This is a genomic window from Marinifilum sp. D714 (genome assembly GCF_030851345.1).
In the GTDB taxonomy this organism is placed as follows: domain Bacteria; phylum Bacteroidota; class Bacteroidia; order Bacteroidales; family Marinifilaceae; genus Marinifilum.
In genome coordinates, this window is sequence record NZ_JALPNU010000004.1 from 348,265 (window position 1) to 373,944 (window position 25,680).

Sequence of the window (25,680 nt, forward strand, 5' to 3'; positions counted from 1 at the left end):
AGTGAAAGTCTTTTAAATCGGTCAAACATGATTATATTTGTATCGATTTACAACTAAAATACTTTTATGGAGTATCAACATTGGGGCAAGTTGATTCGTGATAGAATTGAAAAATTCGGAGATCGAATCGCAATGCGCTATAAAGATGAAGAGAGCAATAAGTGGATAGGTGTAAGCTGGAACGAATTTGGTTTGCAAATTCGACAAGTATCAAAAGCTCTTATGAAATTGGGTGTTAAGGAGAAGCAATCTGTTGCCATTTTCTCTCAAAACATGCCTGAATGGATTACCGCAGACTTAGCTATTATGAGTGTTCGCGGCATTTCTGTTCCAATATATCCTACAAACTCTACAAGCGAAGCAAAATACATAGTTCAAGATTCTGAAGTTCAGGTTATTTTTGTTGGAGAACAAGAACAGTACGATCGTACAATGGAATTGATTAAAGAGGTTCCACACGTGAAAATGGTTGTTGTTTTTGATAAAAAGACAGAGCTTACTGATCATGATAAATCTATGTATTGGGATGAGTTCATTATTAGTGGACAAAACTCAGGTTTAGGAAAAGAATTTGATGAACGCTTTTACAGCGGAGAGTTCGATGATCTGGCTACCTTGATTTACACATCAGGAACCACTGGTGAGCCTAAAGGAGTAATGATAGATCATAAGAACATTTCGAGTGTATTGGTTTCTCATGATAAGGAGTTAAATGTTTCTGAGAGTGACATTTCTCTTAGTTTCTTACCATTAAGTCATGTGTACGAACGAGGATGGTGTTTCTTTTGTTTCCACCGTGGTATAGAGGTTTACTTCAATCGCGATCCGAAGAAAATTGCTGAAGTAATGAAAGAGGTAAAGCCCACATTAATGTGTACGGTTCCTCGTTTATATGAAAAGATTTATTCAGGCATAAAGGATAAAACAGAAGAAGCTTCGGCAAGCAAGAGAGCTTTGTTAAACTGGTCGGTAAAAGTTGGCGAAAAATACTATAATCAATATCAGATGTTTGAGAAAAAAGTTCCTTTGGGATTGAAGCTTAAACATAGAATTGCCGACAAGTTAGTTCTAAGCAAACTACGCGGAATAATGGGAGGTAGAATCAACTTTACCCCTTGTGGTGGAGCACCTGTTTCCAGAGAAATATTGGAGTTTTTCCATTCTTTGGGGATCAATGTGAAAGTTGGTTATGGATTGACCGAAACCATGGCTACCGTTAGTTTGTATGGCGATAAGAATATCGATTTTGGAACGGCTGGAAATACAATTGTTGGAACCGAAATTAAAATCGGTGAAAATGATGAAATCATGGTGAAAGGCCCAGGTGTAATGCGTGGTTATTACAAAAAGCCGGAAGCTACAGCCGAAGTTATGAAAGATGGTTGGTTTTGTACAGGTGATGCAGGTAGAATTGACGAAAATGGTCGTTTGATTATTACCGATCGTATAAAGGATCTGATGAAGACTTCCGGTGGGAAATATGTTGCTCCACAGAAAATTGAAACTAAATTGGTTAACGATCAATTTATTGAACAAATTGCTGTGATTGGAGATTGTAGAAACTATGTTACCGCACTGGCTGTGCCTGCATTCGGTCCCTTACAGGCTTATGCAATTCAGCAAAATATTGTATTCAACTCAATCGAAGAGCTTTTAGCAAACTCACAAATAATTGAATTTTTCGAGAAGAGATTCGAAGAATTGCAGAAGGAACTTTCAAGATTTGAGAAGGTGAAGAAATTTACTCTACTTCCTAAAGAATTTACAATTGAAGCGGGAGAGATTACATCTACTCTTAAATTGAAAAGAAAGGTAATTCAGGAAAAATACAAGCATCTTATCGAAAAGATGTATAAGGAATAAAACAACAGTTTAACTGTTAATAGAAACCCGAGAAATTAAATTTTTCGGGTTTTTATTTTGTGATTAGAATCACGCGAACAACTTGCGCCTATAGGCGCGAACTATATGCGCCAATAGGCGCAAGAAACATGCGTGCAAGGTCGCGAATAGTTTGCGGGGATAGGCGCAAGGTTATAATGGAGTAAAAGGAATTTGTCCAAGCTATTACAAGAAGCTTTTTAGCTTACTTCTGTACAATCATCCCAATCCAAGGACTACCCTCTTCATATGGTTTTCCTCTTAAATTAGCCCAGTAATCCTTAACTGTAAATCCATGCTCTTCGGCCATTGCAATGGTTCGCTTTACCGAAAAATAATGCTTCCATATGTGATGAGTTCTCATTTCACCATCATTAAAAATTAAGGTGTATTTATCGAGACGAACCTTATCTTTTTTGTATTTGTAGTGCGATTGTAAAAGCAAATGTTCTTTCTCGCTCCAGAAACCATCCTCTTCGCTAATATACCATGATTGATCTGGCTCCTTTGTTTCAAAATAGTATTTGGTAAAAACATCGAATATTAAGAATCCGCCGGGTTTAAGGGCTTTGTAAACTTTTTTCAAAAGCTTGTCACGATCCTGGTGAGATAACACGCACAGATCTCCATAAATAAGACTGACTACATCGAATTCATTCTCGTAATCAATCTCAAGATAATCTTTACATAGGTATTGAATTGGATAACCAAATTCTGTCGCTTGTTCCTTTGCGTAATTGATAGAGTTTTCAGAAAAGTCGATTCCTGTAACATCGAATCCCTGACCAAAGAAGTTTTCGCTGTACAAACCAGGTCCACAACCAAGATCAAGATATCTACTTTCTTCAGGTAATTTCATGTAAGAACAAAGCCAGTTAACTGCCTGAATAATATTTTCGTACTTTCTTGACCCTTGATCTGAATCATCATCAAGATGGGCATAAAGAAGATGTTCTGATATATATGGATCTTGCCAAAAATTACCATCATCCTTGGCAAATAACTTAGGTTTCTTTGTAATCTTTTCCAGATCATTAAAGTTAAGAAGACCTTTTGCAGTTAGTAAGTTCATAAAACTAGACTTTTGAATTGAGCATTGGTGATGCTTAAAGAATTTGTTGCAATTTTACTCTTTTTATTCCTGGAATACTACCCAATTCAGAGGTTAGTTCATTTAATTTAACTCTTTCCGAAATTTGAACAGTTAGGTAATAACTAATTTTATTTTCGTCGTAATGCTGCTCCACATCAATGGTTCGAATGGCAACCTGATGGTTTTTCAAAATAGGTTTAAAATCATCAGGAGATACTTCATCGCTTTTAACATGGATATGAAGACGTTTGATGAATTTCCCCGGGAACAATTTCTTTTCAATAACATCCATTGCAATAAGTGAAATTAGTAAAATGGCAGTTCCAATGATTGCCCCAATGTACATTCCAGCACCAATTGTTAAACCAAGAGCAGCGATTACCCAAATTGAGGCAGCTGTAGTTAATCCTTTTACATTAACGCCAAATTTCATAATGGCTCCTGCTCCTAGGAAACCAATTCCCGATACTACCTGGGCTGCTATTCTACCTGGGTCTCCATTTTGAAAATTTTGAAATGTTTGAGGAATATAAATCGACAATAACATGATTAAGCTGGCTCCCATACAAATTAAAATATGTGTGCGTAATCCTGCAGGTTGCCTGTGAGCTTCACGTTCGAGTCCAATAATAGCTCCAATAAAAAAACTAAATAACAATCTCCAAAAAATGGTTTCTGTTGTTATTTCTGTGGTTGATATGAGTTGATTGATATAATCCATTTATCGATTTTAGTGTTTTCGCTTGATCATTACATCATAATTGTCAAGGTATTTAAAGCCTAAGTTTTTGTAAAGTTTAATTGCATGTTTATTTTTTTCATGAACTTCAAGCTTAATTTGCATGTTTAATTTTTTTGCAAACTGAAGAGCCTTTTCACTCAATAACCTTCCGTATCCTCGTTGCTGATAGTTTGGATGAACGCCCAGGTGATGCAGGTACAATCTGCGTGAGTCATTGGTAAGCCAAATTGTGCCAATGCACTCGTCACTGGTCAAATCTTCAAGAAGCCAGAATTTACCTCCAAATTTCAAACTCCTTTCTATGGTGAGAGCCTTATCAGCACGTTTTTCGTCAGCTAAACCAGTCAATTCCCATAAACCAAGCACAGCAGCGAAATCATGAGTCTCATATTCTCGAATCTTGATTTTACTCATCATCTTCTTTCTTAATTACATATACCTGACCTGTTTCGAATCGAATTACCACTACTTCGGTTTCTTTATCGATAAAGCCATCTTCTGATTTGGCATCATAGATTTGGTTGTCGATAATAACTTTTCCTGATGGTCGAAGTACACTCATGGCTATACCAATTTTGCCAACCATGGTTTTTGCTTTCATGTCAACACCTACGTAACCTTCTTCAGCATTTTCAACAGTACTTAGAGCCAAATGACCAAGGAACGAATTGGAGGAAAATAGTTTCTTACTTAGGTAAATGGAACCAACAATGGCTACAAGCATTGAAAAAATCACCAAAAGCAATGAAGCTACAATGGTTTTGATATGTCGAGGTTCAAATTCGAAAGCAACATTATCAACTAAACTTAAGGTCAAGCCCGTAATGATAAATATGATTCCGGAAATCCCTGCAACCCCAAAACCAGGAATTACAAATATTTCCACCGCAAGCAGTATTACTCCTGCTCCAAAAAGAATAATTTCCCAGTTTTCTGCCATTCCTTCCAGGTAAAGAGGAGAGAAGTACAATACCGCAGCAATTGCAGAAGCAAGAATCGGGAAACCAATCCCGGGAGTTTGCAATTCAAAATAAATTCCTCCTATAATGATCATGATTAAAATTCCCTGTAACACAGGATTTATCATGAAATCAACCACTTTTTCTATTCCAGATGGTTCGTAGGATCTTATGGTATATTCTTTCACTCCTGCTTTTTCCAATACTTCAGGAACGCTGTTGGCAACTCCTTCGCAATACCCATTCTTAATGGCTTCATCCGGAGTAAAGGTCAATACTTTTCCTGTATCAATCACATTTTCGATATAGGTTCTTGGATCAACCATTGCTTCCGCTATTAATGGGTCGCGCTTCCATTTGTAAATGGTATCACCAGCTTGAATAATTGTGTCTTTCCCATGTGATTCAGCAGTAGCTCGCATGGTAGATCTCATGTAAGACTGATATTTATCTGGCATAGCCTGACCGGTTTGATTGACTACAGTGGCAGCACCGATATTGGCTCCAGATCTCATGTAAATGCTATCGCAGGCAATTGAAATTAATGCTCCTGCCGAGGCTGCATTATTGTCGATAAATACATAAACCGGTTTTTCGCTATTTAATATCGCTGTTCGTATTGAATCTGCATGAATTACCATACCTCCATAAGTATTCATGTGAATTAAAATCAAATCGGCATTTAATTCATCAGCTTCTTGAAAAGCATCTTTGGTTTGACGCCAGGCGGCTGGACCAATTTCTCTCTTGATATCAAATTTGTATACAAGTTTTTCCTTTGATTCAATTAATGAATCAGAGGCAAGTTTTGCTTCAGCGGATAAGCTGATAAGCATAACCAGTACAGAGAGAATAATATTTCTGAAAAGGTTCATATGAGTACTTTTAGTTGTTTATTGTATATAAGATAACAATTAACTCGCAAATATTCTTTTGCAAAGAGTAAGATTTAACGTTTCTCTTTTTCCCAAATTTCATTAACAGCTAAGGTACCAGCTACAACCGAAATAATTGCTGCAAAGCTTGAGAATGAAACACCACAGAAAGGAACAATTAAGCATAGTGAAAATACAAAGCCATTGGCAATTACAATTCCCTTGTTTTCTCTCATAAATTGTACACTATCCTTAATGCTTAGCCTTTTTCTTTCAATGGCATAATCTAAAAAGGAAAATCCATAAAAGTAAGCCGAAATAAAAAACAGCATTATAGCTGAAGCCCAACCAATAATTGGGATAAAGCTTAGAAAAAACATTAATACAGTTAATAACAATTCTATGCATAGGTTTCTGACTGCAATAAAAACTCCACGAATGATATCCCTAAGCAGTTGCCTGAATTCAAAAGGATAATCGTTACCAGTTTTAATTTTCTCTGTTCGCTCCGATAGATAAGAGAACACAGGAGACATGATGATGATGATGATATAGCCACCGAAGTAGGCAAAAATTAGGAAAAAGAGAACTTTGAACACAATCCAGATAAATCCTCCGATTGTGGCCTTTAAAAATCCAGAACCCCAAAAATCAGCATTTTCAAGATCTAACCAATTTTGTAAGTAGGTTTGAGTTTGTTCCGATAGTGAACTGATATAATCCCATCCAACCCAGAATAGAATAATGTTGAGTAATAATGGGAAAATAAAGAACCAAGCCAGTCTTTTTCTAAATATGTAATTTAAGGCTTCCGAATAAGTTCGTAAACCGAAGCCAAAATCTTTAATCAATTTCATGTTTTTATAGATGTGAGATAACAATTGTGTGCTTTAACAAAAATAAGATTAAATACGTAATCCCAAAAGAACCTAAATCTAAAATCTTTAATCTACCTCAGCTTAATATATTGCATCAGACTTATCAGATTTCATAGCTTTTAATTACCTTTGTGACTCTAAATAACCATTATTGACATTTAATATTTTAGAAATGCAAAGTTTGACAGCAATTTCGCCGGTTGACGGGCGTTACCGTGACAAAGTAGATCTATTGGGTGAGTATTTTTCAGAGTATGCTTTGGTACGATACAGAGTGTTGGTTGAAGTAGAATATTTTATTGCTCTTTGCGAGGTTCCTCTTCCACAGTTGAAAGATTTTAACAAAGATTTATATACTGATTTGCGTAGCATTTACCTTGATTTTACTGTTGAGGATGCTCAAAAAGTAAAGGACATTGAGAGTGTAACCAACCATGATGTAAAGGCAGTTGAGTACTTTATTAAAGAAAAATTCGACGCTTTAAAATTGGAAAAATACAAAGAATTCATCCACTTTGGATTAACATCTCAGGATATTAACAATACAGCGACTCCATATTCTTTGCGTGATGCTGTGCACGATGTTTATTACCCACTATTGGATCAGTTGATTGCAAAATTGGAAAGTCTTTCTGAAGATTGGAAAGAAATTGCAATGTTGGCCCGTACTCATGGTCAGCCAGCTTCTCCAACTCGTTTAGGAAAAGAAATTCAAGTATACGTTTACCGATTGAAGAAGCAATTGGATTTGTTAAAGAGTGTTCCTTGTTCTGCTAAATTTGGCGGTGCAACAGGTAACTTTAATGCACATCATGTTGCTTATCCTGAAGTGAATTGGGCAGAGTTTGGTAATCACTTCGTAAATGACATTTTAAAATTGGAGAGAGAAGAGTTAACAACTCAGATTTCGAACTACGATAATATGGGTGCGATTTTCGATAACCTGAAACGCATCAACACCATTTTGGTTGACTTTAACCGTGACTTCTGGACTTATATTTCCATGAATTATTTCAAGCAGAAGATCAAAAAAGGTGAAGTTGGATCATCAGCTATGCCTCACAAGGTGAATCCTATCGATTTTGAAAATTCGGAAGGAAACCTAGGTTTGGCCAACGCTACTTTCGAGCACTTGGCTACAAAATTGCCAGTTTCTCGCTTGCAACGTGACCTAACGGATTCAACTGTACTAAGAAATATTGGAGTTCCTTTTGCTCATACCATCATTGCATTTAAATCTTTATTAAAAGGTTTAGACAAATTATTGATTGCTAAAGAAGCTTTTGAAGCTGATTTGGAAGCAAACTGGGCTGTTGTTGCAGAAGCGGTTCAAACCATCTTGCGTCGCGAAGGATATCCAAATCCTTATGAGGCATTAAAAGCTTTAACCAGAACCAATACTCATGTTACTCGAGAAAGCATTGCTGAATTTATCGATACACTTGAGATTAGTGATGATTTGAAAGCTCAATTGAAGACTATTAGTCCTGATAATTATACAGGAATCTAGAAAACATTAATATTTGTTAATACTTTGTTTTTAGGCTGTAAGAGTTGTACTTTTACAGCCTATTTTTATTGGGCAAATTCTTAGTTCCCCAATATACTTGTTTAACTATTTATACTTTTAATGAAAGATTTTATTAAGGTTCTTAAGCGATTCCTCCCTCCTTATCAGATGGACTTAGGAATGATGTTTTTATACAATTTATTGGGCGCTTTATTTGGAGCGGTTTCTTTTGGGGTTATGGTACCGGTATTAAATACCATATTTGGACTTAATTCTGAAGTGGTAACTGAGAAACTACCATTTGAATTTTCAGCTGAGGTATTAAAAAATAATTTTTATTACTACTCAAATTTATTAACAGAAGAATATGGAGCTGTAGTTGCTCTTATTTATGTTGGAGCGATTCTTTTGGGAGTTGTTTTCTTTAAAGTTTTATTCACTTTCTTAGGATCTTATCATTCTGTTAGTATTCGAAATGGAGTTGTTCGTGATATGCGACAAATTATATACAACAAGATTGTAAGTTTACCTTTGCCTTTCTTTACAGATGAGAAAAAAGGTGATATTATTTCACGATCAACAGGCGATGTACAAGAGGTTGAAAACTCGGTGATGAGTTCGGTAGACATGATTTTTAAGAACCCTATTATAATTGTTGTTTATCTGTCAGGAATGATAATTATGAGTCCCCAACTAACTTTATTTGTCTTTATACTTTTACCAATTGCAGGTTATATTATTGGTAAAGTTGGGAAGTCTTTAAAGAAAACATCCAGAGCTGGGCAGGACAAGATGGGAGATATTTTAAGTACCATAGAGGAAACCTTGTCTGGACTCCGTATCATTAAAGCATTTAATGCAGAAGATAAAATGAATGATAGATTTGGTGTTCAGAGTAATGAATATCGAAGAATCATGAATAGTATGATGAGACGATATGTATTGGCTCACCCAATGAGTGAATTGATGGGAACCATTGTGATTATTATTATACTGTGTTATGGTGGTAAGTTGATTTTGGAAGGAAGTGGAAATATGAGTGCTTCTGCTTTTATTGCTTATTTGGGAATGTTTTATTCTATTATTAATCCTGCAAAACACTTTTCAAAAGCTATGTATAGTGTTCATAAAGGGTTGGCAGCAATGGATCGTATTGATCAATTGCTTGATGTTGAATCTACTATTGTCGATAAAGATAATGCCAAACAAGTAGAAACTTTTGGGAAGTCAATAGAATATAAGAATGTTGCTTTTTCTTACAATGGAGAAAAGAAGGTCTTAAAGAATGTAAATCTGGAAATCTCGAAAGGAAAAACAGTAGCATTGGTTGGTCAATCAGGTTCGGGTAAAACTACATTTGTAGATTTGTTACCACGATTTTACGATGTAAATGAAGGTAGTATTAATGTTGATGGTGTTGACATTCGTGACTACAAAATGAAAGATTTGCGAAACCTGATGGGGAATGTGAACCAGGAATCAATTCTTTTTAATGATACCATTTTTAACAACATTGCCTTTGGGGTTGAGAATGCAACAATGGAAGATGTAATTTCTGCTGCAAAAATTGCCAATGCTCATGATTTTATTACTGCAACAGAGAATGGTTACGAGACCAATATTGGAGATCGGGGTAGTAAGCTTTCAGGAGGACAACGTCAGCGATTGAGTATTGCACGTGCAGTTCTTAAAAACCCGCCAATCATGATTTTGGATGAGGCTACCTCAGCTTTGGATACGGAGTCGGAAAGACTGGTACAGGATGCATTGGATAAATTAATGGAGAACAGAACTTCATTGGTGATTGCTCACCGATTATCAACAGTGAAGAATGCAGACTTAATTTGTGTTTTCCATGAAGGAGAAATTGTAGAACGAGGCAAACACGATGAATTAATCGAGAAAGATGGAGCCTATAAGAAACTGTATGATATGCAGTTGTTGTAGGTTTGAATCCTCTGAATTAAAAGGTCCTTCGACTCCGCTCAGGAACCCTTGGATCTGCAAAGTGGAGTAGGAGCTTAGGTCCCTGAGCGAAGTCGAAGGGCCGCAAATATATCAAGCGCATTACAAGTTTTTGTAGTGCGTTTTGTTTTTACATGCTGAGAGTAATTTTAGTTCTTCCTTTTGATTATTAATCAATGCTTCTTTCTTTATTCTACTCCAACCCTTAATCTGTTTTTCTCTGTAGAACGCATCATCTATTCTATCAAATTCTTCGAAATAAACCAACTTTACTGGTAAGTGTTTTTTTGTGAAATGAGAACCTAAGCCAAGCATGTGTTCTTCTAATCGTTTATCTAAGTTCTTGGTACTACCAGTATAGTAAGAACCATCATTGCATTTTAATATGTAGGTATAGCAGAGCATATTATAGGAGTTTGGTTTTATTAAAGATAACTCTTTTATTTTTTTGGTCCTTCGACTACGCTCAGGAACCTTTGGAAGTGTAAATTGAAGTAGGATTGTAGGTTTTTGAGAGAAATAGAAGGTTATTGAATATCAAATACAATTTTTTGTAACGTCCCAGGCAAATATCCCGTACAAATATCTGATAATATGATTTTTTGAAGAACTAAAAATTTGATGTTATGTCGAAAACTTTTAGAGCTGAACAGACCAGGGAAAAGAGAAGACGACCTCAATCGAAGAAATCAAAAAGAGGATTTAAAAACAATTTAAACCGAGAAAGTTATCAGGAAATTGCAGACAATTATTTATTGAAAGAGCGTGTGTGAAATCACCGATAGGTGACTCTTCATACCAGAGTGAAATAATATTAGTATTGGAACAATTAAAAACAGGGAACCGCCTTCGGGCGGTTTTTGTTTGTATATGGATACAAAAAAACCTTCCAAAAAATTGGAAGGTCTTGCACGGGAGGAGAGACTCGAACTCCCGACACCTGGTTTTGGAGACCAGTGCTCTACCAACTGAGCTACACCCGTGTGTTTTTGTAGACTTTAAGACTATCGTTTCTCAAAAGTCTGCGACAAAAGTAGAACATTTTTTCAGATCTGCAAGAGCTTTTTCATGCTAAAATTAGGAAAATATTCAGCTTTGTTTTTCCTGCTATTGCAGGAGATTCAGGATGAGGGAATTGTCATAAAAACATTTTTTAGGCTTTAAAATAAAAATCTGCAAATTTTTTAAAAATGTGGTAAATTAAGAGGTGACAATCTAACATCAAATTAAGAAATCATGAAGAATACAAAAAAGGAATATTCAAACGGAGAGGTGACTGTGGTTTATGATTCGGCGATTTGTATTCATGCCGGAATCTGTTTTAAAGGCTTACCAACAGTTTTTCAACCAGGAACTCGTCCTTGGATAAAAATGCAAGGATCGGATACGGAATCAATAATTAAGCAGGTGCAAAAATGTCCATCTCGTGCTTTATCCTTTTACATGAATTCTCCTGAAGAGGATGAGGCTGATAAGGGGCCAATTAAAGCTTTAGAGACAGGCAAAAAGGTAGAGGTTATGACCAATGGACCTTTAATGGTTGAAGGGCCAATTACACTGGTTAAATCAGATGGAAAAAGGGAAGCTTTGGAAGATACGTGCTACTTTTGTAGGTGTGGTGCTTCGAAAAACAAACCTTTTTGCGATGGTTCACACCTTGATATTGGCTTTAAGGAATAGAAAAAGAGCACTTAATCTAGTGCTCTTTTTTATCTGTGAAATCATTTAAATATCAAATATTTGTCTACATTAATTGTCTCGATGTACAATATTGGTTCGAGTAATAGAGTAGACAGCAAAAAATCCAATGGCACCATTAGAAATATTTGAAGTAATATTTCCAGGAGGTCCTGAAAACATATTTTGGCCTTCATCCAATTCTTGAAGTTGGCTCACAAAGTCGTAATATTCTTCGCTTATTGCATAGGTTTCCAGAGTGATTATATCATTGTCTTTTAGTATTTCATCTGGTTTTTCCTGATTAAACTCACCAACATCAACACCTTTTGAGGTTTCACCATTAAAGTAAGTGTCTTTTTGAACCAGTATTTCTGTAATTGTATCATGTACCATCACATCATTTATTCTGCAGGCAAAACCATAATAATCTTCTGTTTTAATATCATCTTTCATATATAGAGAAACCAACCAAAATGGTCCTTTATCAACATCTTCGTCATACGATTCATAATCAGGATCGAAATGCATTTTTATAGAATCTATGAGGTATGTTGGTTTCATTGTTGAACTGGCCAAATATTCTTCTAATGTTCCGTCCTTATTTACATCTACGTTAGTAATGGATAAAGAGTATGTGTTACCTGGTTTGCCTGCAAATGCATCCTCGCTTTCGTAGTATCCTGGTTTAGTTTCTTGATAGTTATAGATTGTATTGCCGTCAGTAACGGTAATTTTAGCACTGCGAACAGGTATGGCATCCTGGTTGAAAAAGACATCACTTGTTTCTTTCAGGATTACATGGTGTTTTGTTAAATCAGATGTGACAGCAGCTTCAACTGACAGGCGAGTTTCTCCACTGTCTACATCAACATTAATTTCCTCAGTACATGATGAAAAAATAATAGTAAACATCAACAAACAAATGTATTTTAACTGTTTGTTCGCAAATGACGAAAATGGAATTAATATTTTAGTTTGCATCATTCTAGAATTTAAAGTTATAAGTGATTGAAGGAACAAAGGTAAATAGGTAGGTTTTTTCAGCTTTCATTACCTTAGGATTGTCATCATCCTGCTTGAAGCTAACGTACCATGGATTTTTTCTACCATAAGCATTGTACAATGAGAAATTCCATTCGCCTTCCCATTTACGGCCAGGTTTCTTTTTGCCTTTTAAAGTTAATGCCAAATCTAAGCGGTGATTATCAGGCATTCTATAGGAGTTTCTGCCCGAATAAATTTTTATCAATGCACCTTGGTATTCCGCTCTTCCTACTGGGTAGGTAACCGGAGATCCGGTAGAATAGGTGAAATTGGCCGAAATGCTTGTTCTTTTAGTCAATGTATAGCTCAATGCAGCTTTGATATTGTGCGGAACATCGTAAGGTGATCGATATGAATTGCCACCGTTAATGCCTTCAATTGTTCGTTTTGTTCTGGAATAGGTGTATCCAATCCAACCTTGTAGGCGATCGAATGTTAAATTGGTTGTTAATTCAAAACCATAAGCTTCTGCCGATCCTGTTCGCAATTCACCCTCTAAATGCTTGTTTAGAAGCAATTCTGCAAAGTCTTTAAAATCGATGGAGTTATCCATTTTTTTATAATATCCTTCCAAAGACATTTCAATGGTATTGTCTCTAAAATTTCTGAAATATCCCAAAGCAAATTGGTCAGAAGTTTGAGGTTTTACATTTGGAGAAGCTGGAAACCAAATGTCTAAAGGTAAGCCACCTGTAGAGTTTTGAGTCAGCTGCATGTATTGAGTGGTTCTTGAATAACTTGCCTTTACCGAAGAAGTAGGAGTAAGCATGTATTTAAGACCGAACCTAGGCTCTAAATTAGTGTATGTATTAAAAATATCACCATTTTTATAAATTGTTGAATCAACAACATTGTAATTTTCATCAAAATCATAAACGGTTCCTTTACCTATATTATTGAACATGCTAAAGCGCAATCCATATTTTAAGGTCAAGCGATCGCCAATTTTTTGTTCATTGGAAATGTATACAGCTTCTTCTAATCCATTTGATTCGTTTACACGATAATCAGAAAGAAAAGATTGCTCTCCTAAACCAAACGCATGACCTGGCTCAAATTTGTGATAAGTAATAATTCCACCAAACTTGATGTTGTTATTGGCATTTAAGAAGTAATTGAAATCAAGTTTCGCTGAATAATCTTCCATATTCGACTGCCACTTAAAAGCATCGGCTCCTAATTTATTTGATAATTCGTAATCGTATTTACTATATAGGAAAGTAGCATTGGAAAACAATTTGTTAGAAAACAGGTGGTTCCAACGCAAACTAACCGTGCGATTTCCATAGTTCAATTCATTTTCGTTGCTTTTAAAAACATCCTTCCCCAAATAGGTTGATACAAAAAGACGGTTTTTATCATTGAAGCGATGGTTGATTTTTGCATTTACATCATAAAAGTAAACGACATTGTCTTTCACATCTTCGTCGGAAGATAACTTCAGGAACAAATCGGCGTAACTTCTTCTTCCCGATAGCATGAAAGAGGTCTTTTCGTTTTTGCCTATTGGACCTTCAAGAGTTAACCTTGATGAAACAGTACCAATACCACCATTTCCACTAAACTTTTTGCTGTTTCCGTTTTTCATTCTGATGTCCAGAAAAGAAGAAAGACGTCCACCTACAGCAGCAGGAATATCTCCTTTGTAAAGCTTCATATCGCTTAAAGCATCGTTATTAAAAATTGAGAAAAAGCCAAGCAAGTGAGAAGCATTATATACAGGCGCTTCATCGAGAAGCAGCAAGTTTTGGTCAGGATTACCTCCCCGAACACTAAATCCACTCGAACCCTCGGCAGCAGGTTTTACGCCGGGAAGCATTTGTACCGCCTTAATTAGGTCGACCTCACCCATTAAGGCTGGCAGTTTTTTTATGGTTGTTGCCGGCATTTTTACCACACTCATTTCAGCTCGTTCAACATTGCTGGCTGCAGCCTCTCCTCTTACTACAACTTCTTTTATTTGGAGGTTATCCGATGACAAATCAATATTTAAATTCAGGTTATCGGTAACTTCCAAAACTTTTGATTGAGTTTTTGTACCCAAAAAAGAATAGCTAAGCGTATAAAAACCAGCAGGAACACTTAAAGAGTAAAAACCATATGGATTGGTGATGGTACCTTTTTTTAGCTCTTTGATATAAAAGGTAGCACCAATTAAGTCTTCACCATTGTTTGCATCTTTTATATACCCACTAATGGTTACTTTTTTTGCTGGATACTTTTTAAAAGCAATCTGATTTCCAATGATTTTGTATTTTAATTGTAGCTGCAAACAAACCTTATCCAGCAATATTCTTAGTTGATAAGATTTCTTACCCAGGTAAATTTTCTCTTTCCCAAGTTCTGCACTTGGGTAGGTACAATTCAATTTTGTTTGGTTTTTAATCAAATCCATTAAATCCACAAAGGAATAAGCTTCTTGATTGGTTTTAATGGTTTGGTTGTCTTTCGATTGAGACATTACCGTATTCATTCCCAACAGCATGAATGTTGCTGTTAGAAAAAGAAATATATTTCTCATGTACAAATTATTTTAGTAGGATGTACGAATTGTTTTTTTCGATATCAAGATCTAGGGTAAAAGAGATGGTTTCCAGAATATTTTCCAGATTTTGCTTTTCAAATACTGCTGTCAACCTGAGCTGTGGAACAGCTTCTCCTTCCAATCTGATATCTACATTAAATAGTTCATTTAAATCATTACATATCGATTTTAAACTTTCGTTCTGATATGCTAAATACTGAATTTTTATTTCTGAATGATGAGATTCATTTTTGCTTTTAAGAATTGCATGTTGCTTGGTAATAAACTTCGCTTTATCACCTCTCACCAGTCGTACCTTATTTGTTGATTCATTTTTTCCCCTAAATTCAACAATTCCCGATTCAACCTCAATAAAGGTATTGCCATTAGCTTCTGAAATTCGAAATGATGTTCCGATAACCTTTGTTTGGGTTTGACTGGTGGTGATGATAAATGGTCTGTTTTTGTCCTTTGCTACATTAAAAAAAGCTTCCCCTGTAAGCTCAATTGATCTCACCTTCTCTGAAAAGTGTTTCGAATGCTTAATGCTACTTCCCTGGGCCAACAGAATCGTACTTCCATCAGGCAGATTCAACAACCTTTCATTTGCAATATTATTTACAACCAATGTTTGATCCGAACTGGTATTCATATATAAATATGATGTTATTCCACTTACCATTAGTATTGCAATTGCTGCCGCATACTGCAGGTAACGGCGAATTTTAACACGTTTTTGCAAATTTTTCTTTTGTAATAATTTACTGTAAGCTTTTTTCGAATCAAATTCAATTTTCTTTACGGATGAAGATTTGCATTCCCAATAAAATCTTAACTCTTCAAAGTATTTTTGGTTTGCAGGATCTTCCTCCATCCAATTTTCCACTGCCTGTTTTGTTTTGTTATCACATAGCTTGTTTAAATAATCAGTTAATATTTCTGTGTTAATTTTCATGGCCCTGAAATCTTAATACATGTATAAATAAATTGCAATTCTATAGGTAAGACAACTAAATCTGATTTACCCCTATAGAATTTTCTTTTTTTTTACAAAAAGGTGAAAGTAGTGTATCATTGGCAGTGTTTTTCATCGATTCAAAGAATTCCTCAATCGATAATAATTAATTGAACCTTACATTTCCATTTCAATTTTTCCCTTTTAGGGAAAATGTCGACAGGCAAAAGGGTGCAATAATGAGAAACTTAATTAAACACACCCCTCTCCCTGTCGGGATCTCCACTGAAAAGGGAGAATTCCGAAATTAAAGGCTCTTCATCTAATTAAATGTTTTCATTAAATTCAAGTAGACTCTAGAAAGGTCGCGAATGTGATGAGATGATTGTTCGTTGAATGGAAATGTTTGTATGAATCCTAAAACTGTAATCTGTTTGTTCACTGATCACTGTTACTCTTTCACCATCATCAAGAAATAAATCAGCAAGTCATTTTTATCCAATTGTGCTCTTAATTTTTTAATTGCCGTATTCATCTGGTTTTCGATGGTTTTTTTGGAAATGTTAAGGTGTTCAGAGATCTCAAGATAGGACATCTGCATATTTCGACGCATGATAAATACCTCTTTGCATTTTGGTGGTAAATTTTCAACGGCACGTTCTACCTTCGATCTAATCCTGGCAAGGTTTTCTTCTCTATTTAACTCAAAAGGAGTATCGATAGGATCTTCAACTTCCTCGATTGGTAAAATGCTTTGCTGTACATTTTTCTTCATTTGGCTGATGCAGGCATTCTTAACTGCTCTATACAAATAAGAGGAGATGGATGTATTGATTTTAGGAGGAGAATCCCAAATTTTAAGAAAAATGTCCTGTACCAAATCTTCGCACTGATCTTGATCAGTTAGAAACGAATAGGCATAATTGCACAAAGGAGAGTAGTACTCTTTGAAACAACGATTAAAATCAATTTTGTGGGTAGAGTGGGACAATTGTATTTCTATTTTCGTTCGCTGTGATCAAAAATAGAAATATTATCCTATTAAATTGTTAAAATAAATGTGAAGAAAAGTTAAGGAAAGTGTTGGAGGGATGTAAAATAAAAAAAAACGGAGCTCATTAGCTCCGTTTCTGTTCGAGGATTATCTCTTTTCTTTATATTTTAGAATTTGGCTTCGAAGTGCATCTGCTACCAAATCTGTTGCTTCTTCAAATGTCTTGCTTTGTTTTTTGGCAAATAGTTCCGATCCTGGAACCTGCATTTTCACCTCAACAACCTTATTTTCCTTATTACTCGCTTTGTCAACATTTAGTATTACATCATAAGCGGTAATACTGTTTTCCAACTTCTCAAGCTTTTTAAGTTTTTGGTTAATGAAAGCTTCTAATTTGCTATCTGCTTTAAAACCTACGGATTGCATTTTCATGTTCATCACAATTCCTCCTATATTTAATATCCACAAGTGGATAAGTTAATATTCTGATAAGTGTAAACCGGTTTTTTTTCTGCGCATATGTTCGGCTTCGTTAAGCCTTTTTGATTAATCTTTCTACCCTGAAATTAAGCAAAAATTTTAAGCTTACGAAACGAAAAATGCGTTTTTATTGAAGTTTAACAAATGTTAATTTTCAAAGCGTTCAAAATAAGCAAACTAAAAAAATAAATTTTTAAATGTTAAAAATAATTTGTTGGAGGCTGACTTTTATCTGGAAAAAATGCTATATGGATTTTTAATAAAAATCAATTAGATTACATTCTCTTTCCAATACCAAATAGATGATGGAGATACAGGAGTTGCAAAATGCGAATCGCGATCATTTGTCCTTTCAAATGATAGAAATCGAACACAAACCAGTGTACGATTTTTCCTGCATTCATAGGTGTTGTTTGAGAAATAAATGTTTCGAGTATCAAGTCTGCAGGTAATCGTTCACGATTATGAGGATGAAAAAGAGGAATGCATCCCCCAAAAAAATATATAACTCGCAGAGGTAGATATAAAAATGAAAAAGTGTTGAAAATTATGAATCTCATTCCGCAAACGATATAAGTGTTATCCCTTTAAAAATGGGGTTTCTAAGAGGAGATGTATTGGTAGGAATTCAGTACCTTTAAGCATTGAATACACACCGAATCATAAATTACAAGAAGTCTGGCGAATGATAAATGAAGTTGTAAAAGTACACGATAAGTTTTCTGTAGAGATAAAAATGGGTTACGAACCCAGTAAGGAAAGAAAGGTAAACGAGTTTTCGATTAAAACCTGGCTGTTCGTTCCAAGTAGTTTGGATATCAATCCATCCACCTATAAGAAGGAGGACTTTTACAACGATTTTAATTCCAACATCCGTTTGATTACCCCGCCTTACCTGCTAAGGGAAATTGCCTTGGGCGATCAAACCGTATTCAAGTACTTGGAGGATTCTTTTCAGAAGGTAGCCAATTATCCCACTTCCAAGAATGAAGCAAACTACGAGTATCACATTCGCATGTTTCATACCATTCTTCGTTCTGCCCTTCGCCGCGAAATTCAGCATATCCTTAGAAATGATCAGGAGGAAGATCGTCAATATCTCATTAAAGATTACCTGAGCCATGTTCGAAGAATTGGGGAGCGATACCGAGAGCTGAGAAGAATTGTTAATGTTCCTACGGTAAGAAAGGAGATGTTCGATTACTTTTTGTTTGGGGATGAGTTCATGAGTAATCAATTCGATGAGTACTCTTACTATTTGCACCGAGGTTTGCGCAAAGTGAATGATCCGGAGATTGAGAAACGCAAGCAAGAAATTCTAAACCAGGTGCGCGATGAGGTAGCCTACAAGAAAAGCAAAAACTACCTGGTGGTAGAGGAAAAGCCTACCGACAAAAACCGTTGGTTTGTGCACCGCAGGGGAGCCTTTAAGAAGTATTTCGAGGGGCAGCTATTGCTTTCCTTCCGCAAGAAAAAGGAAGGGGTGTTTATGATTCAGTTTCTGTATAGCATTGCCGCAGGCCTGGCCATGATTATTGGTGCTGCTCTTACCTTTGTGTTTCAGAAGAGCCTGGGAAGTTTTACCATTCCTTTATTTGGAGCCTTGGTAATTATTTACATGCTAAAGGATAGAATCAAAGACCTTAGCCGCCATTATTTGGTGGGAAAGATCAACAAACGATTTTTCGATCACAAAAGTATCATCCGCGTAAAGGGAGATGAGAAAATTGGTTGGTGTAAGGAGAGTTTCGACTTTGTTCACGAAGATACGGTTCCACTTCGTGTGATGAAACACAGAAACCGATCGAGAATTGTGGATGTGGAAAGCCGTGGAGTGGGAGAGAAAATCATCTTCTACAGAAAACTGGTGCGTTTGGATCAAAAGGCTTTGGACAACTCCTATGGCAACTACAACATTACAGGGGTTGTGGACATCATTCGTTTCAATGTATCCCGATTTATCCAGAAAATGGACAACCCTGAAATTCCACTTTACTACCTAAAGGATGATCAGTTCGAAAAGACAGCGGGCGAAAAGGTCTATTTCATGAACATGGTGATTCGTTTCAAAATGGACGATCAAACCAGCTATCGTCGCTATCGAATCATTTTTAACCGACGAGGAATTAAGAAGGTAGAGAAGGTATAATCTGATCTTGTTTTACAAAATGAGAATTAATCCTGTGCTTTATGACAAATATCATCTTTTACAGCTTTAAGAATTATTAAATTGATACTGATATAAATAGTATTAATCAAAAACTAAATTTTATGCAAAAAAATGTATTCGATTTGGTTTTAACTGCTGAGGAGCAAACTCAGATCGATACTGCTCTGCAAACCTTAAATGATGTTTTGTTGGCTAAATTGAAAGTTCTTCCGAAAGAAGAGAAGAAGGATATTTTGATTATGGGCGATAAATCAGTGGCTTTTGTAGACAAGTCGCACGAAGTAGCTCGACAGGAAACTGCTATGCTAGGCGGATTTATCGATTTTGATGCATTCGATCACGACGTGGCGGCGATTGGCACATTGCGTTCTATCGACTACAAGTTGTCTGAGATTGTTTCAGCTGTTAAGGATTCTTACGCATTGGCAGGTAGCGAAGCTTATCGAACTTCACTTATTGTGTATAGTTTGATGAAAAATGCTGCCAAAATGGGACATCCGGGAGCTCAGGATAAATTGGATGAGCTGTCGAAACGTTTTCCAGGCCGAGGTGTGAAGAAAACCGAAGAACAAACAGACGAGTAAGACTCGCCTGTTTGATGGATTCAAAAGGAAAGGGTACCAGGCACGGTATCCTTTCTCAGTTTACAAGATCTTTATATAATCTAATAAATGCAATAGTAGGTGGAAACTTCCCCTTCACATTTTGATGAAAGGGAAAAATTGCTCTATCTTTCTCTTGCCAGGCTCGCAATTGTTCTCTTGCAGCTCCACCTTGTTTTAGATTTGCTCAAGCATAAGAGATCAACCTGCCACTTTTCTATCCAGAGGCTCATTATTTCCCTCTGTAACATCCAACTTTCTATCCGATGGCTCGACATTGAGGCTTGGAAGTACAAAATTGAGGTACGAGAGGGCAAATTGCCACCATTTTTTAGGGGAGCTCTTTTTTTTAGATAGCAATGTTGAGCCTTTCCATAGAAAGGCCGAGCTAAAATAGGGCAATGCCGACCAAATTTAGGGAAAACTTGAGCCTCAGATGGGATATATTGATGTATTGCCACATCTCTGTCGAGGGATTTTTGCCCTAAGCCGAGCCTTTAAAGGGAAAGCTTGCGGGGTGCAAGACCAAGATTGCTATTGCCGACAGCAATTTTCCTATCCCAGACCCCAAAATTGGGGTAGCCGATAGCAATTTTGAGCAGCCAAACCTGAAAGCGTCGATAGACCTGTCAGAGTTTGGATTCTATTCCTTGAGAAATTGGTGTTTGACGCTGTCAGCAGCTACGCAGTCTGACAGGTTGGGAAAACCTGACAGCATCCGGAGGATCTGTTAGCCTTTGATGAAAGCTTATTTTATGAACTTTACCTCGCGGGCGATGTCTCTGGTGAGTTTGGATAGTGGGCGCTTGCCGAGGTCTTCTTCATTGATATAGTTTCCTGCTATCATTTGAATGATTTCCTCCTTCGAAGAAAACAGACCTTCGTACTCTTCCAACAACTCATCAATTCTACTGTCATTATAGATGTGTCGTTTCAAAAGGATTTCCTGAGCGATGTCGTTGTGATTTTTATACAAGTCGTCTAAGCCGAATACCTTACCATTCGATTCATAAAACTCCTGATTCTTCCAATCGATTTCTATTGATACTTGTTTGGGATCTGTTAGATAATCGATGCCTTCAATTTTATATTTAAATTCAACCAAACTCTCCCCATTAATTTCATAAGGTGAAAATTGAATAGGATTTTTTCCTTTAATGTGATTACAAGTTTTACAAGATGGAATCAGGTTGTAAAAAGAGATGGCTAAAAAAGGATATTCGCTTTGCGGATAGAAATGATCAAACTCACAGGTTCTTCTTTTTTTGTGATATTGATTTTTATTCTTAATACTTTGTACGTAGGTTCTGTTGCAATATGGACAAACATTTATTCCTAACCTTTCTATCAAATCAATTCCTGAGTATACAATTCGATCCCCATTTGTATTTATATATTTCAGGCCTTTGGAGCTGTTGGAGAATTCGGAGTAGATTTTTTTGAACTCTTGTGGAGTTCCTACTTTTGGTAGCTCTCGAATTAATATAGCAAGTTCATATGGTTTGGCTTTCACAACCTGTTCTAGTGTATAACCTTTACCAACTAGCCAATTGTTTACGGTGTCAAACCATGTTTTTGATTCCGAAAATGCTTTTACTGCTTGGTAAAACTCTTCTATTATTTCGTTTAGGTTGGGGATATGAATTGGAATCATGATTTTAGGTTTTGTAATGCTTCAAGTTGTGCAAGTTCTGATCTGAGCTCTTCGATTCTTCTGTCCAGAGGTTCAAAGATTTCTTTGTATCTCTTTTTAAGTTTCTCTTGGAGTATAGGTTCGCCTATTTGTTCAATTATAAAAAGGATCTCTTGTTTTCTTTCATCAGAAATATTCGATTTAGGATCTTGTTGATTCAAGTCTTGTATAACTTGATCAATTTTTTCCTTTGCAAACTCACCCATTAAACCATTCTCTAAAAAGAAAGAGTTGCGGTAAAGGGAGTGGATGTTCGCGCCGAAGGTGTGAGTCATGTCTTCAGGCTGTTTTACTTCACAATCTCCATTTTCCTTTTTATTTAAAAAGATGATATTGTCTTTGGGAAGGTCAGAGACTAGGAAGGGGGAGTGGGAGTTTATAAATATTTGGACATTTACTTTATTGCAAATTTCGTTAATAAATGGCATAAACTCAGTAATAAATATGCGCTGCCATTCTGGGTGAAAAGATGTTTCAGGTTCATCAAGCAATAAAATGATTTTTTTAATGTTAGAATTTACGAATTGTGAAGCTGTGGTCGTTTCTAATAATCGACCATAAAGATTATACATGGACATTTCTCCTGACGAAATACCATTCCACTTCCAAAATATGTTACGACTTAAATTTCTTGTAAAGCTTAAAGTTGTTAATCCATAGTGAACTTTACTTTGGAAGTAATAGTAATATAAACCTCTCATGAAATCATCAGAAAGGTTTTCTGTTTTAATTCTGAAAGTAAAATGATAATCAAATTTTCCTAATGGATAAGGTTCTTTCTGATAAACAATGAAGTCACTATTGTTTAAATGTTGTAATTGTTTATAAAATTCAAATGAATAATGCCCAATAATTAATTCTTCAAAGCTTGCATAAGTCTCAGTATACATTGAATTATTATTGGCGAATATTTGATTTAATAATCTGTTTTCTATGTGCTGCATAAAGGAAAGATTATCATCCCTATGGTAAAACCTTCTATAGTTTTTGTTATTTATTTCCTCATTAAATTCTATACTAGCATTGATTTGTATGTATAATTCTTTTGGAATGGTAATGTGCGTTCTAAATTTTGTCTGCAAGAATAATTTAAATAACTGAATATGTCTTAATGAGTCTTCCATTTGGAGAAGTTCAATATCTGTACACAGAAAGGATTCACCATTTCTAGTCATAAAATCATCTTTGAGCATGCCTCCATCTGAGATATCATCTACTGCTAGATCACTTCCTAATCCTTCAAGCATATGTTTTTCGGTATGAGGGGAGTAGAAGATTAACTTTGTTGCGTTATTGGAATATCTATTGAATGGATATTGAATGTAATTCTTTGGATATAATTTTAAGTTACATTTTAATTGTGATCTATTGGTATAAATTCTACCAGCACTTTCATAAATAAAAACAATATTTTTATTGTATTCGTTAAGTCCGTGAGAACTTGAGCAAAACAGGATTATAAATTCCATTAAATTACTCTTCCCACTCCCATTCTTCCCAACAATAGCCGTTACATTGCTAATGTTTTCACCAAAGAAGTTTTCTGGATAGTTGGTGTTTCTTTCCTTGTGGTGTAGGGTGCCACCAATTACTTTTCCCTCCTCGTCTACTTCGTACTCAAAATCGAACCAATGTTTCGGCGAAAAGTTAAAGCCTTGCTTTTTAATGTTTTTGTAGTCTTCAATCCAAACGTATAGCAATTCCATAGTATCAGGTGTTTTGTGTTTCAGGCTGTCAGCAGCTTCGCAGTCTGACAGGTCGGTAAAACCTGACAGCATCCTGAGGATCTGTCAGCGTTTATTCTCTTTTATAGCTTTTAAATGTAAGCAATCCATCTCATAATCTGCTGTAAAAAAGTATATAATGTTTAACAATGGATGGAATTATTTATTAAATTGTACAAGAACTTATGAAAAGAAGATTTTTGTTATGGCTAAAAGGAAAAAGCACGGTAAGAAAACAGTAGCTCGGAAAAGACCAAGAAGAAAAGATGGAATTAAGTATGTAGTGAAAGAGATACAGTCGGAATTGAAAAAGTTGACTGGGCAAGAGGAGGAGATGCAATTCCATAAGAAGGAGCAAGAAGTGTTGTTTGATTTCTATTTTAGGGTGTCAAAGCCGATTGCGCAGGAAGGGCATTTTGTTTCGGACAAGGAATTACATGATATGGAGCAATTGCTACAACAGCGATTGCACGAACCTATAGCGGAATACAAAGGCAGGTGGTTTTCTATACGAGAGTTAAATGTCTTGTTCTGCTATCAGCAAGTAATGGCTATTCAGGGAATTTCGTTTAAACGAAGGATTGAGCTGTGGAAATACTTGGGGGATATTGCAAGTTTTCATCAAAAACCGCAGGAGTTCGTTGATAATATCTACCTGCATCTGTATAAAACCATTTTACTTTGCAGCGATGTAAGAAGTAAAATCTATACCTTAACTTTACTGCATACTCCAGAAAGGAATAACCGTCCTCGATTAGATATCAATTCATGTGTTGGGGTTTTTCATTCGGTGAAAAAATCCATTAAAATTGGGGGGAAATATCATACTACCTATCGGGTAATCAAACCCCGACTTAACTTTCCGCGCTTTTTGAACTATAATATTGGAGGGTTTAAACAGTATCATGGTACCGATTTAGATGAGGTTCCGGTTTATATTCAGGCACATGCCTTGAACAGAATGAGGGAGCGCCTGGACTTGCTTAGCGATGAGGCGCTGAATTATAATTTGTTCGAAAATTTGGTGTACTTCAAGCACTTCTATGATGTTCGTTCCTATATTTTGATTCCATATCATTTGTACGATGTGAAGGTGGGCTATTTCTTTTGCCAGGTAATTGATGATTGCTTCGTGATTCGCACTTTTTTGTTTATCACACACTTTGCAACGCCCGAGGGTAGTGATCTGAAAGACATCTGTGGATTGGGCAAAAACGATGTGCCTTACTGGAAGATCGATCGCCTGAGTACTTTTATGAATGTTGATGCAGAACAGTATCCCAAACTATCGGCCATGTTCGAAAAGGCAGGCTGTGGCGATTTGTTTAAGCTGCACAACGAAGAATTCTCGGTTGAAGCCATGCAGACCGCTAATTTAGATGGATTGCGCGAGTATGTGTTAAAAGGACGAATGGAAGTGGAGGAGCCTGTAGAAGAGTTTGAGTATTGAGGTGGTATGATTAAATGAAAATTTCAATTCTGAGATAGAAATCAGTACAAACAAAAAAGGGTAGCAAATTGCTACCCTTTCGTGATCCAGCCAGGATTCGAACCTGGGACCCACAGCTTAGAAGGCTGTTGCTCTAATCCAACTGAGCTACTGGACCGGCCTTATAGAAACATTAAATTTTTAAACTTTTAAGAAAGTTTTTGTGATCCAGCCAGGATTCGAACCTGGGACCCACAGCTTAGAAGGCTGTTGCTCTAATCCAACTGAGCTACTGGACCATCCTTAAAAGGCGATGCAAATATAGGGATTAATTGCGCTTTTAAGCAAATGTTTTTATGATTTTTTTTTCAGATATATGGCTAAAAGGCACTAAATACTTAGGTTTCAGAAAGAATAATTTTTGAAAATATTTTCATTCGGCAATGATATTTTAGCTGGTAAGGTGGGAATAGGTCAGATGC

21 protein-coding genes and 3 tRNA genes are annotated in these 25,680 nt (G+C 36.0%); 8 read left to right on the forward strand and 16 right to left on the reverse strand.

Annotation, left to right across the window (positions count from 1 at the left end):
- The first annotated feature begins 66 nt into the window (after nt 1-66).
- Nucleotides 67-1,863, forward strand: coding sequence for a long-chain fatty acid--CoA ligase (locus M0051_RS06735; protein WP_306740768.1), 1,797 nt, complete (start codon nt 67-69; stop codon nt 1,861-1,863).
- 223 nt (nt 1,864-2,086) lie between these two features.
- Here the strand turns inward: M0051_RS06735 and M0051_RS06740 are convergent, their stop codons facing one another.
- From M0051_RS06740 to M0051_RS06760, 5 genes are all read right to left on the reverse strand, one after another.
- Nucleotides 2,087-2,953, reverse strand: a complete 867-nt coding sequence (locus tag M0051_RS06740) for a bifunctional 2-polyprenyl-6-hydroxyphenol methylase/3-demethylubiquinol 3-O-methyltransferase UbiG (RefSeq protein WP_306740769.1) — start codon at nt 2,951-2,953, stop codon at nt 2,087-2,089.
- 34 nt (nt 2,954-2,987) lie between these two features.
- On the reverse strand, nt 2,988-3,695 hold the full coding sequence (locus M0051_RS06745; RefSeq protein ID WP_306740770.1) for an MgtC/SapB family protein: 708 nt from the start codon (nt 3,693-3,695) through the stop codon (nt 2,988-2,990).
- A 9-nt stretch (nt 3,696-3,704) separates the two neighbouring features.
- The gene (locus tag M0051_RS06750; protein ID WP_306740771.1) at nt 3,705-4,130 is read right to left on the reverse strand and encodes an N-acetyltransferase; all 426 of its coding nucleotides are present in this window, start codon (nt 4,128-4,130) and stop codon (nt 3,705-3,707) included.
- Entirely contained in the window at nt 4,123-5,550 is a 1,428-nt protein-coding gene (locus M0051_RS06755) for a nodulation protein NfeD (protein ID WP_306740772.1), read from the reverse strand. Before M0051_RS06755 ends, M0051_RS06750 begins: the two co-directional genes overlap by 8 nt.
- A 74-nt stretch (nt 5,551-5,624) precedes the next feature.
- Nucleotides 5,625-6,407 (reverse strand): EI24 domain-containing protein, encoded by a 783-nt coding sequence (locus tag M0051_RS06760; protein ID WP_306740773.1) that lies wholly within the window; start codon nt 6,405-6,407, stop codon nt 5,625-5,627.
- 193 nt (nt 6,408-6,600) lie between these two features.
- Here M0051_RS06760 and purB point away from each other — a divergent pair, with 193 nt between their 5' ends.
- Together purB and M0051_RS06770 are read left to right on the forward strand one after the other, a co-directional pair.
- Nucleotides 6,601-7,938 (forward strand): adenylosuccinate lyase, encoded by a 1,338-nt coding sequence (purB, locus tag M0051_RS06765; protein WP_306740774.1) that lies wholly within the window; start codon nt 6,601-6,603, stop codon nt 7,936-7,938.
- Nucleotides 7,939-8,058: 120 nt separating this feature from the next.
- Nucleotides 8,059-9,885 (forward strand): ABC transporter ATP-binding protein, encoded by a 1,827-nt coding sequence (locus M0051_RS06770; protein ID WP_306740775.1) that lies wholly within the window; start codon nt 8,059-8,061, stop codon nt 9,883-9,885.
- 120 nt (nt 9,886-10,005) lie between these two features.
- Here M0051_RS06770 and M0051_RS06775 read toward each other — a convergent pair whose 3' ends face one another.
- Nucleotides 10,006-10,308, reverse strand: a complete 303-nt coding sequence (locus M0051_RS06775) for a GIY-YIG nuclease family protein (RefSeq protein WP_306740776.1) — start codon at nt 10,306-10,308, stop codon at nt 10,006-10,008.
- A 221-nt stretch (nt 10,309-10,529) separates the two neighbouring features.
- On the opposite strand from M0051_RS06775, the gene M0051_RS06780 reads away from it, so the two are divergent.
- A complete protein-coding gene (locus M0051_RS06780; protein WP_306740777.1) occupies nt 10,530-10,676 on the forward strand; it encodes a hypothetical protein in 147 nt (48 codons plus the stop codon).
- 137 nt (nt 10,677-10,813) lie between these two features.
- On the opposite strand, the gene M0051_RS06785 is transcribed toward M0051_RS06780, so the two are convergent.
- A tRNA-Trp gene (locus tag M0051_RS06785) sits at nt 10,814-10,886 on the reverse strand.
- A 253-nt stretch (nt 10,887-11,139) separates the two neighbouring features.
- Between M0051_RS06785 and M0051_RS06790 the strand changes: the two genes are divergently transcribed.
- A complete protein-coding gene (locus tag M0051_RS06790) occupies nt 11,140-11,583 on the forward strand; it encodes a (4Fe-4S)-binding protein (protein ID WP_306740778.1) in 444 nt (147 codons plus the stop codon).
- A 69-nt stretch (nt 11,584-11,652) separates the two neighbouring features.
- Here the strand turns inward: M0051_RS06790 and M0051_RS06795 are convergent, their stop codons facing one another.
- The 5 genes from M0051_RS06795 to hpf all read right to left on the reverse strand — a co-directional run bounded on the left by M0051_RS06795 (nt 11,653) and on the right by hpf (nt 17,532).
- Nucleotides 11,653-12,564 carry a DUF4249 domain-containing protein gene (locus tag M0051_RS06795; protein WP_306740779.1) on the reverse strand — a complete coding sequence of 304 codons (912 nt, stop codon included), beginning with the start codon at nt 12,562-12,564 and terminating at the stop codon, nt 11,653-11,655.
- Between the two features lie 4 nt (nt 12,565-12,568).
- Nucleotides 12,569-15,148 carry a TonB-dependent receptor gene (locus M0051_RS06800; protein ID WP_306740780.1) on the reverse strand — a complete coding sequence of 860 codons (2,580 nt, stop codon included), beginning with the start codon at nt 15,146-15,148 and terminating at the stop codon, nt 12,569-12,571.
- A gap of 7 nt (nt 15,149-15,155) precedes the next feature.
- On the reverse strand, nt 15,156-16,106 hold the full coding sequence (locus tag M0051_RS06805) for a FecR family protein (RefSeq protein ID WP_306740781.1): 951 nt from the start codon (nt 16,104-16,106) through the stop codon (nt 15,156-15,158).
- Between the two features lie 451 nt (nt 16,107-16,557).
- The gene (locus tag M0051_RS06810; RefSeq protein ID WP_306740782.1) at nt 16,558-17,097 is read right to left on the reverse strand and encodes an RNA polymerase sigma-70 factor; all 540 of its coding nucleotides are present in this window, start codon (nt 17,095-17,097) and stop codon (nt 16,558-16,560) included.
- 150 nt (nt 17,098-17,247) lie between these two features.
- Nucleotides 17,248-17,532 carry a ribosome hibernation-promoting factor, HPF/YfiA family gene (hpf, locus tag M0051_RS06815; protein ID WP_306740783.1) on the reverse strand — a complete coding sequence of 95 codons (285 nt, stop codon included), beginning with the start codon at nt 17,530-17,532 and terminating at the stop codon, nt 17,248-17,250.
- Nucleotides 17,533-18,265: 733 nt separating this feature from the next.
- Here hpf and M0051_RS06820 point away from each other — a divergent pair.
- A complete protein-coding gene (locus tag M0051_RS06820; protein ID WP_306740784.1) occupies nt 18,266-19,729 on the forward strand; it encodes a hypothetical protein in 1,464 nt (487 codons plus the stop codon).
- Between the two features lie 122 nt (nt 19,730-19,851).
- Nucleotides 19,852-20,334 (forward strand): hypothetical protein, encoded by a 483-nt coding sequence (locus M0051_RS06825; protein WP_306740785.1) that lies wholly within the window; start codon nt 19,852-19,854, stop codon nt 20,332-20,334.
- A gap of 766 nt (nt 20,335-21,100) precedes the next feature.
- On the opposite strand, the gene M0051_RS06830 is transcribed toward M0051_RS06825, so the two are convergent.
- Nucleotides 21,101-22,006 (reverse strand): HNH endonuclease, encoded by a 906-nt coding sequence (locus M0051_RS06830; RefSeq protein WP_306740786.1) that lies wholly within the window; start codon nt 22,004-22,006, stop codon nt 21,101-21,103.
- Entirely contained in the window at nt 22,003-23,823 is a 1,821-nt protein-coding gene (locus tag M0051_RS06835) for an AAA family ATPase (protein WP_306740787.1), read from the reverse strand. The genes M0051_RS06830 and M0051_RS06835 overlap by 4 nt, the downstream gene beginning before the upstream one ends.
- A 151-nt stretch (nt 23,824-23,974) precedes the next feature.
- On the opposite strand from M0051_RS06835, the gene M0051_RS06840 reads away from it, so the two are divergent.
- Nucleotides 23,975-25,219 (forward strand): hypothetical protein, encoded by a 1,245-nt coding sequence (locus M0051_RS06840; protein ID WP_306740788.1) that lies wholly within the window; start codon nt 23,975-23,977, stop codon nt 25,217-25,219.
- A gap of 82 nt (nt 25,220-25,301) precedes the next feature.
- On the opposite strand, the gene M0051_RS06845 is transcribed toward M0051_RS06840, so the two are convergent.
- Nucleotides 25,302-25,376, reverse strand: a tRNA-Arg gene (locus M0051_RS06845).
- A 46-nt stretch (nt 25,377-25,422) separates the two neighbouring features.
- A tRNA-Arg gene (locus M0051_RS06850) sits at nt 25,423-25,497 on the reverse strand.
- Nucleotides 25,498-25,680 lie beyond the last annotated feature (183 nt).

Bases quoted from the DNA above. Each gene is read 5' to 3' on its own strand.
- M0051_RS06800 (WP_306740780.1), bottom strand. From the start codon at position 15,148: ATGAGAAATATATTTCTTTTTCTAACAGCAACATTCATGCTGTTGGGA.
- M0051_RS06755 (WP_306740772.1), bottom strand. From the start codon at position 5,550: ATGAACCTTTTCAGAAATATTATTCTCTCTGTACTGGTTATGCTTATC.
- M0051_RS06750 (WP_306740771.1), bottom strand. From the start codon at position 4,130: ATGAGTAAAATCAAGATTCGAGAATATGAGACTCATGATTTCGCTGCT.
- M0051_RS06735 (WP_306740768.1), top strand. From the start codon at position 67: ATGGAGTATCAACATTGGGGCAAGTTGATTCGTGATAGAATTGAAAAA.
- M0051_RS06795 (WP_306740779.1), bottom strand. From the start codon at position 12,564: ATGCAAACTAAAATATTAATTCCATTTTCGTCATTTGCGAACAAACAG.
- M0051_RS06790 (WP_306740778.1), top strand. From the start codon at position 11,140: ATGAAGAATACAAAAAAGGAATATTCAAACGGAGAGGTGACTGTGGTT.
- M0051_RS06835 (WP_306740787.1), bottom strand. From the start codon at position 23,823: ATGCTGTCAGGTTTTACCGACCTGTCAGACTGCGAAGCTGCTGACAGC.
- M0051_RS06830 (WP_306740786.1), bottom strand. From the start codon at position 22,006: ATGATTCCAATTCATATCCCCAACCTAAACGAAATAATAGAAGAGTTT.
- M0051_RS06840 (WP_306740788.1), top strand. From the start codon at position 23,975: ATGGCTAAAAGGAAAAAGCACGGTAAGAAAACAGTAGCTCGGAAAAGA.
- M0051_RS06760 (WP_306740773.1), bottom strand. From the start codon at position 6,407: ATGAAATTGATTAAAGATTTTGGCTTCGGTTTACGAACTTATTCGGAA.
- M0051_RS06825 (WP_306740785.1), top strand. From the start codon at position 19,852: ATGCAAAAAAATGTATTCGATTTGGTTTTAACTGCTGAGGAGCAAACT.
- purB (WP_306740774.1), top strand. From the start codon at position 6,601: ATGCAAAGTTTGACAGCAATTTCGCCGGTTGACGGGCGTTACCGTGAC.
- M0051_RS06745 (WP_306740770.1), bottom strand. From the start codon at position 3,695: ATGGATTATATCAATCAACTCATATCAACCACAGAAATAACAACAGAA.
- M0051_RS06780 (WP_306740777.1), top strand. From the start codon at position 10,530: ATGTCGAAAACTTTTAGAGCTGAACAGACCAGGGAAAAGAGAAGACGA.
- M0051_RS06740 (WP_306740769.1), bottom strand. From the start codon at position 2,953: ATGAACTTACTAACTGCAAAAGGTCTTCTTAACTTTAATGATCTGGAA.
- M0051_RS06770 (WP_306740775.1), top strand. From the start codon at position 8,059: ATGAAAGATTTTATTAAGGTTCTTAAGCGATTCCTCCCTCCTTATCAG.
- M0051_RS06775 (WP_306740776.1), bottom strand. From the start codon at position 10,308: ATGCTCTGCTATACCTACATATTAAAATGCAATGATGGTTCTTACTAT.
- hpf (WP_306740783.1), bottom strand. From the start codon at position 17,532: ATGAAAATGCAATCCGTAGGTTTTAAAGCAGATAGCAAATTAGAAGCT.
- M0051_RS06805 (WP_306740781.1), bottom strand. From the start codon at position 16,106: ATGAAAATTAACACAGAAATATTAACTGATTATTTAAACAAGCTATGT.
- M0051_RS06820 (WP_306740784.1), top strand. From the start codon at position 18,266: ATGATAAATGAAGTTGTAAAAGTACACGATAAGTTTTCTGTAGAGATA.